This window comes from Phycicoccus elongatus Lp2 (assembly GCF_000367525.1).
Taxonomy (GTDB): domain Bacteria; phylum Actinomycetota; class Actinomycetes; order Actinomycetales; family Dermatophilaceae; genus Phycicoccus_A; species Phycicoccus_A elongatus.
This window is the reverse complement of sequence record NZ_HF570956.1, coordinates 1,384,742-1,401,082: the sequence shown is the minus strand read 5'-3', so window position 1 is coordinate 1,401,082 and position 16,341 is coordinate 1,384,742. Positions and strand designations below refer to the sequence as shown.

The following is a 16,341-nucleotide window of genomic DNA, read 5'->3' as shown; positions in this document are numbered from 1 at the left end:
GGCGGCATCTGCGGCGGCCACGACGAGCAGGCCACCGCGCAGGATGCTGCGCACGCGCACTGAGCACTGAGGCCCGCACGGGAACGAGGACACCCCGCGTACCTGGAAGAGCTCACCTGCCCTTGCTGCATTCCTGCCCTGGGGGGGTTCAGTGAGGTACCACCACGCGGGGTGCCGAGCACCACTCTAGGCTGCGGGCGGCCGGCCTCGAAATCCGAGGGACGACTGAGTGGGTGCGGGCCCGTCAATTGTTCCGGCTCGCGGCCCGGGCGGAACTCGTCACGTGGACGGTGCTCCTCCTCGGCCCCCCGTGGACCTGGTCCGTGCAGCCCTGACCTGACCCCTGCGGCTTCGCCGACCCCTCTGCGCCGGACCGCCGATTTCGGCCCGACCGGTGCGCTCCGGTATCTTCCTCCGTTGGAGGATTCGCATAGTGGCCTAGTGCGCACGATTGGAAATCGTGTTGGGATAAAACCCTCGGGGGTTCAAATCCCCCATCCTCCGCCAACCAGAACGCCCCGCTTCGTGCGGGGCGTTCTGCATTGCCTCCGGTGGGCAGAAGTGGGCATCTTTGACCACTTCTGCCCACCGCGGGCGTCGTCAGGGAGCCAGCAGGGTCCAGACGCCCCACGAACACGCCCCGAGGGTGAGGGCGAAGGTCGTGTTCCACGCCAGAGCCGGTATGCCGCTGAGTTGGCGCAGCACGGCCGGGTCACTTCCCGCCGTGGTCGCCGAGGCAACGGCACCCAGGTGGCGCCAGCCCCCGACGAGAAGGATCAGCGCGATCCCGATGAGGACCTGGGCCTGCACCGCGGCCGTACCCCACCACCACAGGCAGCCCAGGGCTGCGGTCGTCAGGCCGACAACGATGGCGGTGAGGAGGGAACGCACCCGCGGGACGGTGATGAGCAAACCGACGAGAAGCGCCGTCAGCAGCGGTGCGGCATACCGCTGGGAGGCCGCCGCGACCAGGCCGAGGGCGACGACGCCGGGCATCGGGTAACCCGCCCAGGTCGTGAACAGCCGACCGATTCCTCGAGGTGGGCCGACGGTGACGGCGTGCCCGGACATGTCACCGCGCAGGACGAACCCGGTGAATCGCCGACCGACCAGCATGCCGACGAAGGCGTGCCCCAGTTCGTGGACGAGGGTCACCCCGAGGCGCAGGACTCGCCACAGCGGGTCGACGAGGGCTGCCAGTGCGGCGGCGAGAACGACGACGCCGAGCACGCTGAGCGACAGGTCGGGCGGGGTCGCTGCCGGTGAGAGCCGGTGGGCGATCTCGTCAGGCCAGGATTGGAGGAGCACACCGGTGACGGTAGCCACGGTCCTTGTGAGTGGCGTCGGTCAGGCCGTCAGGCGCTCGACGAGCACAGCCGAGCCGACACCGGCGGCGCCACTCACCGCAGCGATGCCGTAGCGGCCACCGCTCGCCTCCAGTTCCTCGAGGCACTGGCCGATGAGGATCGCGCCCGTCGCCCCGAAGGCATGACCCATCGCCATCGTTCCGCCGTTGGGGTTCATCCGGTCGGGCCCGGCGCCGAGCTCCTCGCGGAAGGTCAGGCAGAGGGACGCGAACGCCTCGGCGAACTCGAAGACGTCGATGTCGTCCGGACGCAGGCCAGCCCTGACGAGCACGCGCTCGACGGCGAGTTGGCCGGCGGTCAGCATGATGACCGGGTCGACGGCGGCCGTGGCCGCGGTGAGCAACCGAGCGCGTGGCCGCAGCCCGCGCTGCGCTGCGCCGTCCGCGGTGGTCAGGACGAGGAGGGCGGCAGCATCGGCCATGGCCGGCGACGTGCCCACCGTGTGGAGGTGTTCGATCCGGTCGACGACCGGGTTGGCAGCCAGCGCAATCGCATCCTGCCCGTTCGCGCCCAGATCCGCGAAGGCCGGAGGGAGCGCAGCGAGGGACTCGCGCGAGGTGTGTGGTCGGACGTGCTCATCGGTGGCCAGGCCCGGGCCTCCATCGGGCCCCGGCAGTGGGACCAGGCACCGGTCGAAGGCCCCACGAGCCCATGCTGCCGCCGCCTTGGCCTGGGTCTCCAGGCCGTAGCAGTCGAGTTGCTCGCGCGTGTGGCCGGCGAGGGTGGCGCAGAGGTCGGCCGCGATCCCCATGTGGACCGAGCCGACCCGCCGGATCGTCTCCCGGTCGGCGAAGAGTGGCCCACCATCGCTGAAGATGGGCACGCGCGAGACCGACTCGACGCCACCCGCGACGGCGAGATCGACGTCTCCGCCACGAATCCTGGCAGCGGCACCCGTGACGGCGTCGATGCCGGATGCGCAGAACCGGTTGACCATCATCCCGCTGACGCCTGGCCCCCACCCGGCGAGCAGGGCGGCGGTGCGAGCCGTGTTGGAGCCCTGCTCACCGACCTGGTCGGCACACCCGAGGACGACGTCCTCGACGCTGGTCGGGTCCAGCCCGGTGCGACCGGGGAGGGCGGCCATGAGATGCACGACCAGGTCTGTCGCCCTCAGGTGCGCCAGTCCCCCACGCGCCGTCGCTTTGCCTCTCGGCGTGCGCACATAATCGGCGATGACGACTTCTCGCATTCCTGTCCTCCCTGAATTACTCTGCTAGGTGAAGTATGACGAGCACCCACCGGGAGGGGAAGGCCATGACGTCAGGGGTCTGGGTCCTGGGCGGGTACCAGAGCGACTTCGCCCGCAATCTCACTCGCGAGGGTGTCGGCATCGACGGCCTCACCACCGAGGTCGTCGAGGGCACCTTGGCCTCCGCCGGGATCAGCGGTGGGGAAATCGGATCGGTCCACGTCGGCAATGCCTTCGGTCAGCTCTTCACGGGTCAGGGGCACCTCGGCGCCATGCCGGCAACGGTCGACGACTCGCTCTGGGGGACGCCGTCGGCGCGCCACGAAGCCGCCTGCGCCTCCGGCAGCATCGCGATCCTCGCCGCGATGGCCGAGTTGGCGGCCGGTCTCTACGACAGCAGCCTGGTCATCGGCGTCGAGGTCGAGAAGACCCAGTCGAGCACCGACGCCGCGCGCACCTTGGGCGCGGCCGCATGGGTCGGTCACGAGGCCGAGGGCGTGACCCATGTCTGGCCGCACACCTTTGCGCGCGTCGCCGAGGAGTATGCCGCCCGCTTCGGTCTCGACGAGGCCCACCTTCGCGCCATCTCGGCCGTGAATCTCGCTGCGGCCAAGCGCAACCCGAAGGCGCAGACGCGTGGATGGGACGTGCCGGCCGACCTCGACGACCCCGCGGCCAATCCGGTCATCGACGGGCCAGTGCGACGCTTCGACTGCAGCCAGGTCACCGACGGTGGAGCCGGTGTGGTGCTGGTGTCCGATCGATGGCTCCGCAACCACCCGGACGCCAGGCCGATCGCTCGGATCGACGGATGGGGACACACGACGGTCGGCCTGCCGCTCGCGCCCAAGCTGGCCCGGTCCGCAGGCAACCCTTACGTCATGCCGCACGTGCGCACCGCCGCCCTCGCGGCCATGGAACGCGCCGGCACGGACCTCGACGGGGTTGACGGGTTCGAGGTGCACGACTGCTTCGCCCCCAGCGAGTACCTCGCCATCGACCACCTCGGCCTCACCGGCCCGGGCGAGTCGTGGAAGGCCATCGAGAACGGTGACATCGAGCTGGGCGGTTCGTTCCCGATCAACCCCAGTGGTGGGCTCATCGGCGGCGGGCACCCGGTCGGTGCGACCGGGGTCCGGATGCTCCTCGACGCAGCGCTCCAGGTCAGCGACAAGGCGGGAGAGAGTCAGGTCGAGGGGGCCACGCGCTTCGGCACCCTCAACATCGGCGGCAGCACAGCGACCGTCGTCAGCCTGGTCGTCGGCGCAACGCCCAGGTGACGGACCCACGCCAACGCGCCCCCCACGGCATACGGAAAGGACCCACGGATGGATACCGAACTCGTCGGACGGATGATCTCGACCCTCCCCGAGGACGACGACCACCCCTATCGGACGGGCCCGTGGCGCCCCCAGACACGGGAGTGGGACGCCCCTGACGTGGAGGTGGTCTCGGGCGCGATCCCGGCCGACCTCGACGGGATCTACCTGCGCAACACCGAGAACCCCCTGCACCCCGCCATCAAGGCCTACCACCCCTTCGACGGCGACGCCATGATCCACCTCATCGGCTTCCGCGACGGAAAAGCGTTCTACCGCAACAGATTCGTCCGCACCGACGGGCTGCTCGCCGAGCAGAAGGCCGGCCGCTCACTGTGGGCCGGGACTGCGGAGTCACCCAGCCTGTCCACCCGCCCCGAGAGCTGGGGAGCCCGCGGCGGCATGAAGGACCCCTCGAGCACGGACATCGTCGTCCATCGTGGGACCGCGCTCACGAGCTTCTACATGTGCGGTGACCTCTATCGGATGGACCCGGTCACTGGTGACAACCTGGGCAAGGAGACCTTCGGTGGGCGCTTCCCGGCCGAGGGGGTCTCGGCCCACACCAAGGTCGACGAGCACACCGGCGAGCTCCTCTTCTTCAACTACGGGCGGACCGCGCCCTACATGCACTACGGCGTCCTTGACGCTGATGGGGACCTGGCCCACTATGTCGACATCCCACTGCCCGGGCCCCGGATGCCCCACGACATGGCCTACACCGAGAACTTCGCCATCCTCGGCGACTTTCCATTGTTCTGGGATCCCGCCCTGCTGGCCGACGGCCACTTCCTCCCGCGCTTCTACCAGGACATCCCGACCCGCTTCGCCGTCATCCCGAGGCGGGGAACGACCGAGCAGATTCGGTGGTTCGAGGCGGACCCGACCTTCGTGCTGCACTTCGTGAACGCCTACGAGGACCGCGACTCGATCGTCATCGACGGCTTCCACCAGAGCCAGCCGGAGCCGAGTGGCGAGGGCATCACCGACAAGTGGCTGCGGGCCTACCGCTACCTCTCCCTCGACCTCATGCAGACCCACCTGCACCGCTGGCGTCTCGACCTGATGACCGGCACAGTGACCGAGCAACGACTCTCGGACTCGTTCACCGAGTTCGGGATGATGAACCCTCTGACCACCGGTCGCCGCCACCGATTCGCCTATGCCGCAACGGCGGTGCCCGGCCGCTTCCTCTTCGACGGGCTGGTCAAGCACGACGTCGAGTCCGGCACCGAACAGCGGATCTGCTTCGGCGAGGGCGTCTTCGGCAGCGAGACGGTCATGGCGCCGCGCGTCGGGAGCACGGGCGAGGACGACGGCTACCTGGTCACCTTCGTCACGGACATGAACCAGGACGCCTCCTTCTGCTTTGTGTATGCCGCGCAGTCGCCGTCCGAGGGCCCGCTCTGCGTGCTTCGTCTCCCGGAACGGATCTCCAGCGGTACTCACTCGACGTGGGTGGCCGGTTCGGAGATCCGCCGCTGGCACACCGCTGACGAGGCCCCGGCGGCCGTCGGACTGTGACCGTCCGCGTGACCTCCGCTGTGACCTCCACCGCGCCGACCACGGCCGGCCACGTCCACCCCAATGCGCTCGCCCACGGGCTACGGGTCCTCGGTGATGAATGGGCCATGCTCATCGTCCAACGGGCCCTGCTCGGGGATCGCCGCTATGGCGACTTCAAGGCCAGCCTGCCGATCAGCGATGCCGTCCTGACCGGGCGACTCACCGAACTCGTCGATCTCGGCCTGCTTCGGCATGTCCCCGATCGGGTCGGCGGACGATCCTCCTACCAACTCGACGGCATGGGCCGTGGCCTCTGGCCGGTGCACCTGCTGATCTGGGACTGGGAGCAGTCCTGGGCGGTGCGCGACGGGCACGGCCTGCCGACCATGCGCCATCGGTCGTGCGGCCGGGTCTTTCGACCGGTCCTCACCTGCGGCTCGTGTGGCGAACGGGCAGACCCTCGCGACATGAGGGCAGCGTGGGGGCCAGCCGGTGGCTGGGAGCGTTCCATCCCCCGCGCCGGTAGGCGGCGGCGTTCGGCGACCCGGGGGCCCGGGCGCTTCCGGGCGACGATGGGCGTCGTCGCCAGCCACTGGTCGCTCGCGGTGATCGTTGCGGCGCTGTGGGGCACGCGACGCTACGGCGACTTCCAGGAGACCCTCGGCATGAGCCCGGCCATCCTCAGCGAACGACTCAAGACCCTTGTGGCGGAAGGTTTCCTGAACGAGCAGCCGACCGCCACCCGCGCGGACTGGTCCGAGTACCACCCCACCCCACGCACCATCGCCTTCCTCCCTGTCTTCGCCGTCATGGTGGCGTGGGCGGAGCGCTGGTTCGGGGAGCCGGGAGGACCGAGCGTCGTTCTCACGCACTCCTCCTGCGGCGACGTGCTCCATCCCCGCCTGCGCTGTGATCAGTGCCGCGACCTTCTCGTCGGCGGGGACGTGATCGCCGAGGAAGCCGGGTCTGGCCACGGCGGCGACCCCGCGGCATACTCTGACAACTGAAGTTTGGACGAAGGAGGGGCGATGGCGCCCAAGGTTCGGTCCCTGCACGATGCCGCCAAGGTGGCCGACTACCAGGCGAGGGGCTGGTTCTCGACGGAGACCGTCGACCAACTCTTCCGTGATCGGGTCGCCGAGGATCCCGATGCCCTGGCCCTCGTCGACGCGGCCAACAAGGAGGCGCTCGTCGGGACCCCGGCGCGACGCCTCACCTGGGGCGAACTGGCCAGTGAGGTCGACGCCCTCACCGTGCGACTCGCCGAACTCGGGTTGACGCGCGGCGACATCCTGGCGACCCAGATGCCCAACACCGTCGAGCTCGTCGAGGTCTACCTCGCGGCGTGGCAACTCGGCGTCGTCGTCTCCCCGCTCGCCGTGCAGTATCGCGAGCACGAGCTCACCGGCATGGCCCGCCAGGCCGAGTTCGCGGCCTACCTGACGAGCGGCCGGTGCGGCGATCGTGACCTGCTCGTCGAGGCGTTGGCCGTGCGGGACCGGTTGCCGAGCGTGCGCACCTTCATCCGGTATGCCGCCCCGGGGGAGACCTCCGCTGTCCCCGACGGCGCCGTCGGGCTCACCGCTGCACCCGCGACTGACGCGGATCGTGACGCGGTGGCCGCCCTGATGGCGACGACGAACGACCCGAACGACGCGATGACGATCTGCTGGACCTCCGGCACCGAGGCCGAGCCCAAGGGGGTGCCGCGCACGCACCTCGAGTGGTTGGCTGCTTCGTGGGCCGGGGTGGACATGCCGCGGATCACCAAGGACGACGTCATCCTCAATCCGTTCCCGATGATCAACATGGCGGCCTTCGTCGGCCTCCTGCTGCCCTGGTTGCGCACGGGTTGCGTTCTCGTGCAGCACCATCCGTTCGACCTCATGGTCTTCCTCGGCCAGATCGCGAAGGAGCGCGTCACCTACACGGTCGCGCCACCCGCCCTGCTCGTGATGCTGCTCCACAACGAGGCACTCATGTCCCAGGTCGACATGTCGTCGGTGACGAGGCTGGGCAGCGGTTCGGCTCCCCTGCCGCCGTCGATGGTCGCCGGCTGGCAGGAGAAGCACGGCATCGGGGTCATCAACTTCTTCGGCAGCAACGAGGGGATCGCCCTCATGTCCAGCCCGGAGGACTTCCCTGACCCGACGGCGCGCGCCCGCTACTTCCCCTACTACGCAGCGCCCGGGCGCACCTGGTCCTCCCGCGTCTCGGAGTGGATCCAGTTGCGGCTGGTCGATCTGGCCACCGGTGAGGACATCACCGAGCCAGGCATCGTCGGCGAGCTCCGGATCGACGGACCGACCGTGTTCCCGGGCTACATCGGTGGGGAGTCGATGCCGTCACCCTTCGACGAGCGCGGCTATCTCAAGAGCGGGGACCTGTTCGAGATCGCGGGCGACGAGGGGCAGTATCTGCTCTATGTCGACCGGGCCAAAGACCTGATCATCCGGGGCGGGATGAACATCGCTCCCGCCGAGGTAGAGGGCCTCATCGCCGGGCATCCGGCGGTGGCCGAGGTCGCCGTCTTTGGGGTGCCCGACGACATCCTCGGCGAACGGGTGGCCGCTGTCGTCTCGCTCAAGCCTGAGCAGTCTCTCGACCTCGATGGAATCAGCGACTTCCTTCGGGAGAAGCAGGTCGCCCACTACAAGTTCCCCGAGCGCCTCGAGATCGTGCCTGCGCTGCCTCGCAACCCGGTCGGCAAGGTCCTCAAGCGCGACCTGCGCGCCACCGTGAACTGACGCGACGGGTGTTTCCCCTCCACTCCTGTCTCCGTTCGTCGCGACATTTCGCGCGCTGGGCCTAGGTCACACCGGGATCGGTGGCGACCGGCGAGGGCCTCGCGCCACGATGGAGTCATGAGCAACGGCGCCTACGCAGCGGCATACGAGCAGTCGATCTCCGACCCCAACGCCTTCTGGGGCAAGGCCGCAGAGGCGATCGAGTGGGCCACGCCCCCCGCGACGATCCTCGATGAGTCGCGCCCGCCGTTCTATCGCTGGTTCACCGGCGGCCGCCTCAACACCTGCTTCAACGTGCTCGACCGGCACGTGCGTGATGGCCGCGGTGAGCAGGCGGCGCTGATCTACGACTCACCGGTCACCGGGTCCAAGAAGACCTACACGTATGCCGCCTTGCTCGACGAGGTGGCCCGCTTCGCCGGCGGGTTGAGCGACCTCGGTGTCGAGCAGGGCGATCGCGTCCTCATCTACATGCCGATGGTGCCTGAGGCCGTCATCGCGATGCTCGCCTGCGCCCGCCTGGGGGCCATCCACTCAGTGGTCTTCGGCGGCTTCGCCCCGGCCGAACTGTCGGCGCGGATCGAGGACGCCGAGCCCAAGGTCATCGTGTCGGCCAGTTGCGGGATCGAGCCGACGCGAACGATCGCCTACAAGCCCTTCCTCGACGGCGCGATCGAGCGCAGCAGCCACAAGCCGGAGCGGTGCGTCATCCTTCAACGGCCCCAGTTGGCGGCCGAACTCGGCGAGCGCGACATCGAGTGGCAGCAGGTCATGGCCGAGGCGGAACCGGTCGGCTGCGTCGACGTGGAGGCCACCGATCCGCTCTACATCCTCTACACCTCCGGCACGACCGGCCGACCCAAGGGCATCGTGCGCGACAACGGCGGCCACGCGGTCGCCCTCGCCTGGTCGATGGCCAACATCTATGACATCGGGCCCGGTGATGTGTGGTTCACCGCGTCGGATGTCGGCTGGGTCGTCGGCCACTCCTACATCGTCTATGCGCCCTTGCTCGTCGGCGCGACCACCGTTGTCTACGAGGGCAAACCGGTCGGCACACCCGACGCGAGCGCGTTCTGGCGGATCCTCGGCGACTACGGCGCGAAGGCGATGTTCACCGCCCCCACGGCATACCGGGCGATCAGGAAGGAAGACCCGAGCGCCTCCCTCAAGGAGGGGCACGACCTGTCTGGCCTCCAAACGCTCTTCCTCGCCGGCGAGCGCCTCGACCCCGACACCTACGAGTGGGCGAGCCAGACCCTGGGCGTCCCGGTCGTCGACAACTGGTGGCAGACCGAGACCGGCTGGCCGATCGCGGCGAACCTGCGAGGCCTGGAGCCGATGCCGATCAAGCCGGGCTCACCGTCGGTGCGCGTGCCCGGCTACGACGTGCAGGTGCTCGACGACACCGGGCAGCCGGTGCCGGCGGGTCAGGAGGGGGCGATCGCGATCAAGTTGCCGCTGCCCCCTGGCACCCTGCCGACCCTGTGGCAGGACGACGAGCGTTATGTGTCGGGCTACCTGTCGGTCTACGACGGCTACTACCTGACCGGCGACGGAGGGCTCATCGACGAGGACGGTTACGTCTACGTGATGGGGCGGACGGATGACGTGCTCAACGTTGCGGGGCACCGATTGTCGACCGGATCCATCGAGGCCGCCCTGGCCGGACACCCCGATGTCGCCGAATGCGCGGTCATCGGCGTGGCCGACGACTTCAAGGGCCAGATCCCGCGCGGGCTGGTCGTGCTCAAGGCCGGCGTCGATGCCGATGCCGAGGGCGCGCGGATCACTCGAGAGCTCGTGCAGCGGGTCCGCGACGAGGTCGGTGCGGTGGCGAGCCTGCGCCAGGTCGACATCGTCGGCGGGCTGCCGAAGACGCGGTCGGGCAAGATCCTGCGCAAGACGATGCGCGAGATGGCCGACGGCAAGACGCCAACGATCCCGGGCACGATCGAGGACGCGAGCGTGCTCGACCGGCTTGCCGGCGTGCTGGCGGACACCAAGCACTGACGCCGGGACCCCGGGCTCTGCCTGCTCCGCCCCCTTTCCCCACCCAGTTCGTCGGCCCGTCGCCGCGAAACCGGTTGCACCCGGCCTACCCGACGACATGGGTTGGGAAATGTGGAGGAGGGCGAAGGGGCGGCGTGCGGCAGGATCGCCTCGTGCTCGATGTGCTCTCCGGCTTCGCGACGATCGCGATCGTCATCGCGGTCGGCGCCTTGGTCGCGCACATCGGGCTCGTCGACGCCAGCGCGCAGGTGCTCCTCAGCCGCATCGCCTTCTTCGTCGCCTCCCCTGCGCTGCTCCTCACGACGATCGCGGCGACCGATGTGTCGCACGTCCTCTCCGGCAACTTGGTCGCGACCGCTGCTGGGGCCGCCGTCCCCGCCCTCACGTATGCCGTGGTCGGGCATCGCGTGTGGCGTCGCCGACCCGGGGAGCTGGTCATCGGGTCATTGGCCAGTTCCTACGTCAACTCCGGCAACCTCGGCATCCCGGTCGCGGCCTATGCGCTGGGCAGCGCGTCGTTCGTCGCGCCGACGCTGCTGCTGCAGTTGCTGGTGCTCCAACCCGTGGCGCTCGCCCTCTTGGACTCAGATCGCTTCGGGCGTCGACCACGAGCGCGCGACCTGCTCGTGCGGCCCTTCACCAATCCGCTGACCATCGGCACCCTGCTCGGGCTGGGTCTGGCGGTGACCGGCTGGTCCCTCCCCACTCCCGTGCTACGGCCGATCGAGCTGATCGGGGCCATGGCGGTGCCGGGCATGCTGCTCGCCTACGGGATTGCGCTGCGCCTGGGAACTGGTCTGGGTGGCGACATCCCGGCCGGCGAACTCGCCCTCACGACGGTGCTCAAGATGATCGTCCAGCCGCTCGTCGCGTGGGCTGTCGCCGCCGGCCTGCTCGGGGTGCAAGGACACGCCCTGCTCGCGGTCGTGGTCTGCTCGGCCCTGCCGACCGCGCAGAACATCTTCGTCCACGCGACCCGCTACGACCGGGCGACGACCCTGGCTCGCGACACGATCCTGCTGACCACCATCGGCTCGGTCCCGGTCATCCTGCTCGTCACCGTCCTGCTCGGCCACTGAGCCGGCGCAGCGCGACGACACCCCGGCCCACCGCCACGGTCATCGAGCCCCATTGGGCTGCCATCGCTCGCAGCGACGGCTCCGAACCGGCGATGACCAGCGCCTGCGAGAAGACGGCAGTCCCCACGACGAAGAACGCGATCGGCGCCGCCACCCCACTCCTGCGTGCCTGACCGGTCATCGACCATTCCCCTGTGCGATCACCCGGCCCCCACGACCCGGCTGCGCGACCTGTCTCACCGAGCGAGCAAGCCACAGGCCGGCCGGCCCACCTCGTGGACGCACAGGACACAATGGCGACATGCTGACGCCCGCCCTCGCTCGCCGCCTGCGCGACGAGAGCGGGCTGCTCTGGTCACCGGTCGCCGGTGACCGCTTCGTCATCGACGCCGAACTCCTCGCCGACCAGGTGTTCTGGATCAGCGACCTGACCGTGGAGCCGCAGTCGTTCGGCGGCGTCACCGTCCTGGGCTTCAACGGCACGACCGAGTGGGCGCTCGACTCCGTCGACCTCGACCAGGCCCTGTGGTTGCCGCGCGAGGACCAGTTGCGCGAGTTGCTCGGCGATCGGCTCGCCTCGGTCCACCGCACCGACTCCGGCTGGGAGGTGAGGTATGCCGCGGGCGACGGCACCCGGCATACCGTCACCGGAGCGGACCTCGAGTGCGCCTACGCGCTCGCGCTGCTCACCCTCTGACCCGCCCGGCGCCGCCCCATTTCTCAACCCAGTTCGTCGACCTGGCGCCCAGCAAGCGCTTTCCCGCCCTCAACCCACGCACTGGGTTGAGAAATTGCGCGGCCGGGGGCAAGCAGGCCGCCCGGACGAGCCGGGGTGAGCCCGACACCACCCCCCTGACGGGCTCAGCGCCGGCGCGACGTGCCGAAGATCGAGCGGGTGATCTCGCGGCCGAGGACGGTTCCTGCCGAGCGGAGCATAGACTTGAAGGCGCTGGACTTGACGACCGACTCGACCATCCCGGGCTCGCTCGCCGCCTTCTTCTCGGCAGCCACCCGGTCCCGCTCGGCGGCCTTCTGCGCGGCCGCCGCGTCCTTGGCCGCCTGCTTCTCGGCCGCCAACCGTTCCTTCTCGGCGGCGGCAGCGGCAGCCGCACGCACCTTGGCGTTTTCGGCCTCGACCTGCGCGGCCTTCTCCTCGGCCGTCCGCGCCTGGGCCTGCTTGCCGAGCATCTCGAGTGCGGACTCGCGCTCGACGGCGGTCGCATACTTGGCAGCCAGCGGTGAGGCAACAACCGCCTGGTCGAGGAGGGCATCCGGCGAGGGCGCCATGAGCGACTCCGGCGCCCGCATCCGCGTCCACGCGACCGGTGTCGGCGCGCCACGCTCGGAGAGGACCGTGATGACGGCCTCGCCGATACCGAGCGAGGTCAGCAACTTCTCCATGTCGTATGCCGTGTTGGGGTAGGTGCGGATCGCGTCGCGCAGCGCCTTGGCGTCGTCGGGGGTGAAGGCGCGCAGCGCATGCTGGACCCGGTTTCCGAGCTGTGCCAGGACGTCCGCTGGCACGTCCTTGGGCGACTGGGTGACGAAGAAGATGCCGATGCCCTTGGAGCGGATGAGCCGCACCGTCTGCTGGATCTGGTTGAGGAAGTCCTTGCTCGCATCGTTGAAGAGCAGGTGCGCCTCGTCGAAGAAGAAGACCAACTTGGGCTTGTCGAGGTCACCGACCTCGGGCAGGTCGTGGAAGAGGTCCGCGAGCAGCCACATGAGGAAGGTGGAGAAGAGTTGCGGTCGGTCCTGCACGGCGGGCAGCTCGAGCATCGACACCAGTCCCCGCCCATCCGGTGCGGTGCGGAGCAGGTCGGAGGTGTCGTACTCCGGCAGCCCGAAGAAGGCGTCGGCGCCTTGGGCGGAGAAGTTGACCAGCTCGCGCAGGATGACACCAGCCGTCGCCGACGACAGCCCGCCGAGGTCCTTGAGGTCGGCCTTTCCCTCCTCGGAGGTGAGGAAGGAGATGACGGCGCGCAGGTCCTCGATCGTGTCGAGCCACAGGCCCTTGGAGTCGGCGTAGTGGAAGACCAGCCCCAGGCTGGACTCCTGGGTGTCGTTGAGCCCCAGGCACTTCGACAACAGGGTCGGCCCGAACATCGACACCGACGCGCGAATCGGGATCCCCTTGCCCTGCCCCCCGAGGGAGTAGAACTCGGTCGCGTATGCCGTGGGCAACCACTCCTCGCCGATGTCGTTCGCCCGTGCGGTGATCTTGTCGTTCGCCACGCCGGGGCTGGCCATGCCCGAGAGGTCACCCTTGATGTCGGCGAGGAAGACCGGGACACCCTGCTCGACGAGTTGCTCGGCCATCAGTTGGAGGGTCTTGGTCTTGCCGGTGCCCGTCGCGCCCGCGACCAGGCCGTGCCGGTTCATCACCGCGAGCGGGATCTTGACCTTGGCGTCCTTGTAGGCCGTGTTGTCGAGGACGGCGGCCCCGAACTCCAGCGCCGGCCCGTTGAAGGCGTAGCCGGCCGCGATCTCGGCGATCTGGGGAGGGAGGGCAGGGGATGCTTGGCCTGGGGTCTCGGTCACGAGGGCAAATCTAGTGGGCGTGGGCCCGCCGTTCCCCGACACGTCGTCGCCACGTCATGCTCGGGCGCGCGCCCTCTAGAGTGAGTGTGTGATCTTCAAGGCCGTCGGGGACCAGCGCCCCTACCCGGACCACGGGCTGACCACGCGCCAGTGGACCGATGTCCCGCCGCGCCTCGTGCGGCTCGACGACCTGATCACGACCAAGCGCACCCTCGACCTGCAGATGCTCCTGTCGGAGGACTCGACCTTCTATGGCGACCTCTTCGCCCACGTCGTCGAATACGAGGGTGAGCTCTACCTCGAGGATGGGCTGCACCGGGCGCTGCGCGCAGCGCTCCACCAGCGGCCGACCCTCCACGCACGCGTTCTGGTGCTCTGATGTCGCAGGACGGGCAGGACGGCTACGACAACTCCGACGAGGAGTGGTCGGACGAGGAGTATGCCGCCTACGAAGCCGAGTCGGCGTCCGTGGCCCGCGCCAGGTCACGTCGCCGCAAAGCCGCCGTCACCGTGGCTCTGCTCGCCCTCGCACTCTTCTTCGCCTTCTGGTGGGCGTGGTCCTACTACAAGGAGTCCGCGGACGGCACCAAGCCCACTGCCGGCCCGAGTGCCGGAGCGACCTGTCAGCCCGATGGCGATGGCGTCGTCGCACCGCAGAAGATCACCGTCAACGTCTTCAACTCCACGACCAAGGCCGGCCTGGCGGCCGGGGCGGCCAAGGAGTTCTCCGCCCGGGGCTTCTTGGTCGGCACGGTCTCCAACGACCCGCAGAAGAAGCAGATCCCCGGCGCCGCGGAGGTGCGCTTCGGGCCGTCCGGTGCTGCCTACGGGGACCTCGTCCTCAAGACCGTCGGTCAGGGTGCGACGCCAGTCCCGGACGCGCGCCCGGAGAGCACGGTCGACGTCGCCCTCGGGGAAGGCTTCACCTCGGTGGGCCAGTTGCCCGTCGGGACCCTGCCGCTGTGTCCTGCCCCGTCGACCTCACCGAGTTCGTGAGCATCCGCAAGGCAGGGCCGGTCCGACTGGAGCCGACCTGCCTCACGAGCACCGCGGTCGTGGCCGTGGCCCGCGAGTGCCTCGATCACTGGCAGGCCAACGTCGGCCAGGTCGATGTCGATGGTGACCCCTCCGCGCTTCACCAGACCAGGGTCGGCCTCCGGCGCTTCCGGTCCGCCCTGTCGCTCTTTCGTCGGGCGCTCGACGATCCACAGGTCGAGTGGCTCGGCGACGAGGTGCGCGAGTTGGCTCTCCCACTGGGGGACGCACGCGACCTCGACGTCCTGATGGCCGAGCCCGGGCTCGTCGACCGCCTGGACCCCAGCGCTCTGTCCCAGTTGAGCGAGCAGCGCCGCGCGGCATACGTGAGGGTGGGCGAACTTCTCGACTCCACGCGGTGGGCCGACGTGTGGGTGCTCGTGGAGCGCTTCCTGGACCGCGCGCCGTGGGATCTGGAGCCCGACCCACCCGCGGTCGTGACGGCGGCCGACGCGCTGCAGCGGCGCTGGCGACGGATCCTGCGCGACGGCGGCGATCTGGCTGCTCTGAGTGCGGCCGATCGACACCGCGTGCGCATTCAGGCCAAGAAGCTGCGCTATGGCGCCCAGTTCTTCGCCGACCTCTTTCCCGACCACGAGGGCGACGATCCGTCGAAGTACGCCTCGACCCTGGGGCGGGCGCAGGACGCCCTCGGTGCGCTCAACGACCACCACATCCAGCACCTGCTGCTCGAGGGCGTGGGTGTCGCGCATCCGGAACTGGACGAGACCGCGGCCCTCAACGCCTCCCAGGTTGCCGTCGACGAGGTGATGGCCTTGCGGCCCTTCTGGGCCTCACCCCCTGTCTGACGGGCCTCCCCTTCCGAGCGCTGTCAGGAGGGTGGCAATCACCGCCGGATCCGTGGCCGAGCCCCCGTCGTCGCGGGCCGACGGTGCCTGGGCTCGTGGATGAACCTCGTTCGCCCCCGTCGCCGCGACGATGCCGCGCACCTTGGCCGGACGCAAGGAGCCACCGACGAGGATCCGTGGCCCACCGGATTCGGCGGCCTGCCGGACGAGCCGAGCGAGATGCCGACGGACGTCCGCTCCTGCGCGGCCACGTGGGCGATCGCGGCGATGTCCACGCAGACCTCGACGAGAACGGAGCCGGAGACCCTCACGCCTTCTGTTTGCGGCGGCGGCGCAGGTGCCAGACGAGCACGGCGACCAGGGCGATCGCGAGGACCGCCAGGGCTGATCCTTCGCCGAACCAGGTGGCCACCTTCTGGTAGGAGTGGCCGGCGAAGAAGCCGATCGCCACCACGGCTGTGCCCCAGGCCAATCCGCCCAGCGCGTTCCACGGCAGAAAGGTCGCGTAGCGCATCCGGGAGGTGCCCGCGAGCGCCGGCATCACGGCGCGAAGGAAGGCGGTCCAGCGCGCCAGGAACACGGCATACCCACCACGCTCGCGCAGGAAGGCCTGGGCCTGGTCGAGACGCTGGCGCCGCTTGTCGAAGAAGGGGCGCGCGATGATCTGCGTCCCCCAGACGCGCCCGATCTCGTAGCCGACGCTGTCGCCGAGCACGGCGGCCGCCACGACGAT

15 protein-coding genes, 1 tRNA gene and 1 other RNA gene are annotated in these 16,341 nt (G+C 69.5%); 11 read left to right on the top strand and 6 right to left on the bottom strand.

Features of this window, described 5'->3' with window-relative positions; translation table 11 throughout:
• Positions 1–82 precede the first annotated feature (82 nt).
• Positions 83–179: signal recognition particle sRNA small type (gene ffs, locus BN10_RS16260), an RNA gene on the bottom strand.
• Positions 180–419: 240 nt separating this feature from the next.
• Between ffs and BN10_RS06620 the strand changes: the two genes are divergently transcribed.
• Positions 420–507 (top strand) — tRNA-Ser (locus BN10_RS06620).
• 93 nt (positions 508–600) lie between these two features.
• Here BN10_RS06620 and BN10_RS06615 read toward each other — a convergent pair.
• Both BN10_RS06615 and BN10_RS06610 read right to left on the bottom strand, forming a co-directional pair.
• Positions 601–1,308, bottom strand: a complete 708-nt coding sequence (locus BN10_RS06615; protein ID WP_040751016.1) for a M50 family metallopeptidase — start codon at positions 1,306–1,308, stop codon at positions 601–603.
• 39 nt (positions 1,309–1,347) lie between these two features.
• Positions 1,348–2,559: an acetyl-CoA C-acyltransferase gene (locus BN10_RS06610; RefSeq protein ID WP_010850430.1), complete on the bottom strand. Its 1,212-nt coding sequence runs from the start codon at positions 2,557–2,559 to the stop codon at positions 1,348–1,350.
• Between the two features lie 35 nt (positions 2,560–2,594).
• Between BN10_RS06610 and BN10_RS06605 the strand changes: the two genes are divergently transcribed.
• The 6 genes from BN10_RS06605 (at position 2,595) to BN10_RS06580 (ending at position 11,223) form a co-directional block, all read left to right on the top strand.
• Positions 2,595–3,839: an acetyl-CoA acetyltransferase gene (locus BN10_RS06605; RefSeq protein ID WP_198014020.1), complete on the top strand. Its 1,245-nt coding sequence runs from the start codon at positions 2,595–2,597 to the stop codon at positions 3,837–3,839.
• A gap of 48 nt (positions 3,840–3,887) precedes the next feature.
• Positions 3,888–5,402 (top strand): carotenoid oxygenase family protein, encoded by a 1,515-nt coding sequence (locus BN10_RS06600; protein WP_010850428.1) that lies wholly within the window; start codon positions 3,888–3,890, stop codon positions 5,400–5,402.
• Between the two features lie 8 nt (positions 5,403–5,410).
• Positions 5,411–6,391, top strand: a complete 981-nt coding sequence (locus tag BN10_RS06595; RefSeq protein ID WP_156917161.1) for a winged helix-turn-helix transcriptional regulator — start codon at positions 5,411–5,413, stop codon at positions 6,389–6,391.
• A 21-nt stretch (positions 6,392–6,412) separates the two neighbouring features.
• Positions 6,413–8,131, top strand: a complete 1,719-nt coding sequence (locus BN10_RS06590) for a class I adenylate-forming enzyme family protein (protein ID WP_010850426.1) — start codon at positions 6,413–6,415, stop codon at positions 8,129–8,131.
• Between the two features lie 117 nt (positions 8,132–8,248).
• The gene (locus BN10_RS06585; protein ID WP_010850425.1) at positions 8,249–10,144 is read left to right on the top strand and encodes a propionyl-CoA synthetase; all 1,896 of its coding nucleotides are present in this window, start codon (positions 8,249–8,251) and stop codon (positions 10,142–10,144) included.
• Positions 10,145–10,278: 134 nt separating this feature from the next.
• On the top strand, positions 10,279–11,223 hold the full coding sequence (locus BN10_RS06580; protein ID WP_233354276.1) for an AEC family transporter: 945 nt from the start codon (positions 10,279–10,281) through the stop codon (positions 11,221–11,223).
• Here BN10_RS06580 and BN10_RS16790 read toward each other — a convergent pair.
• Positions 11,201–11,404: a hypothetical protein gene (locus BN10_RS16790; protein WP_010850423.1), complete on the bottom strand. Its 204-nt coding sequence runs from the start codon at positions 11,402–11,404 to the stop codon at positions 11,201–11,203. The genes BN10_RS06580 and BN10_RS16790 overlap by 23 nt on opposite strands.
• Before the next feature lie 120 nt (positions 11,405–11,524).
• On the opposite strand from BN10_RS16790, the gene BN10_RS06575 reads away from it, so the two are divergent.
• Positions 11,525–11,920, top strand: a complete 396-nt coding sequence (locus BN10_RS06575) for a hypothetical protein (RefSeq protein WP_010850422.1) — start codon at positions 11,525–11,527, stop codon at positions 11,918–11,920.
• Positions 11,921–12,084: 164 nt separating this feature from the next.
• On the opposite strand, the gene BN10_RS06570 is transcribed toward BN10_RS06575, so the two are convergent.
• Positions 12,085–13,764, bottom strand: a complete 1,680-nt coding sequence (locus tag BN10_RS06570; protein ID WP_051369637.1) for a helicase HerA-like domain-containing protein — start codon at positions 13,762–13,764, stop codon at positions 12,085–12,087.
• A gap of 88 nt (positions 13,765–13,852) precedes the next feature.
• On the opposite strand from BN10_RS06570, the gene BN10_RS06565 reads away from it, so the two are divergent.
• From BN10_RS06565 to BN10_RS06555, 3 genes are read left to right on the top strand one after another with little or no spacing between them, the layout of a single operon-like run.
• Positions 13,853–14,143 (top strand): type II toxin-antitoxin system VapB family antitoxin, encoded by a 291-nt coding sequence (locus tag BN10_RS06565; RefSeq protein WP_010850420.1) that lies wholly within the window; start codon positions 13,853–13,855, stop codon positions 14,141–14,143.
• Complete coding sequence (locus BN10_RS15650; protein ID WP_010850419.1) at positions 14,143–14,760, top strand: LytR C-terminal domain-containing protein; 618 nt, start codon at positions 14,143–14,145, stop codon at positions 14,758–14,760. Before BN10_RS06565 ends, BN10_RS15650 begins: the two co-directional genes overlap by 1 nt.
• Positions 14,727–15,608, top strand: coding sequence for a CHAD domain-containing protein (locus BN10_RS06555; protein WP_010850418.1), 882 nt, complete (start codon positions 14,727–14,729; stop codon positions 15,606–15,608). The genes BN10_RS15650 and BN10_RS06555 overlap by 34 nt, the downstream gene beginning before the upstream one ends.
• Before the next feature lie 307 nt (positions 15,609–15,915).
• Here the strand turns inward: BN10_RS06555 and BN10_RS06550 are convergent.
• On the bottom strand, positions 15,916–16,341 hold a 426-nt coding region (locus BN10_RS06550), incomplete at its 5' end, for a DedA family protein (protein ID WP_040751013.1).

What these genes read in the sequence shown, in the direction of transcription:
- BN10_RS06610 (WP_010850430.1), bottom strand. Translation starts at nt 2,559, where the DNA reads ATGCGAGAAGTCGTCATCGCCGATTATGTGCGCACGCCGAGAGGCAAA.
- BN10_RS06605 (WP_198014020.1), top strand. Translation starts at nt 2,595, where the DNA reads ATGACGAGCACCCACCGGGAGGGGAAGGCCATGACGTCAGGGGTCTGG.
- BN10_RS06600 (WP_010850428.1), top strand. Translation starts at nt 3,888, where the DNA reads ATGGATACCGAACTCGTCGGACGGATGATCTCGACCCTCCCCGAGGAC.
- BN10_RS06590 (WP_010850426.1), top strand. Translation starts at nt 6,413, where the DNA reads ATGGCGCCCAAGGTTCGGTCCCTGCACGATGCCGCCAAGGTGGCCGAC.
- BN10_RS06585 (WP_010850425.1), top strand. Translation starts at nt 8,249, where the DNA reads ATGAGCAACGGCGCCTACGCAGCGGCATACGAGCAGTCGATCTCCGAC.
- BN10_RS16790 (WP_010850423.1), bottom strand. Translation starts at nt 11,404, where the DNA reads ATGACCGGTCAGGCACGCAGGAGTGGGGTGGCGGCGCCGATCGCGTTC.
- BN10_RS06575 (WP_010850422.1), top strand. Translation starts at nt 11,525, where the DNA reads ATGCTGACGCCCGCCCTCGCTCGCCGCCTGCGCGACGAGAGCGGGCTG.
- BN10_RS15650 (WP_010850419.1), top strand. Translation starts at nt 14,143, where the DNA reads ATGTCGCAGGACGGGCAGGACGGCTACGACAACTCCGACGAGGAGTGG.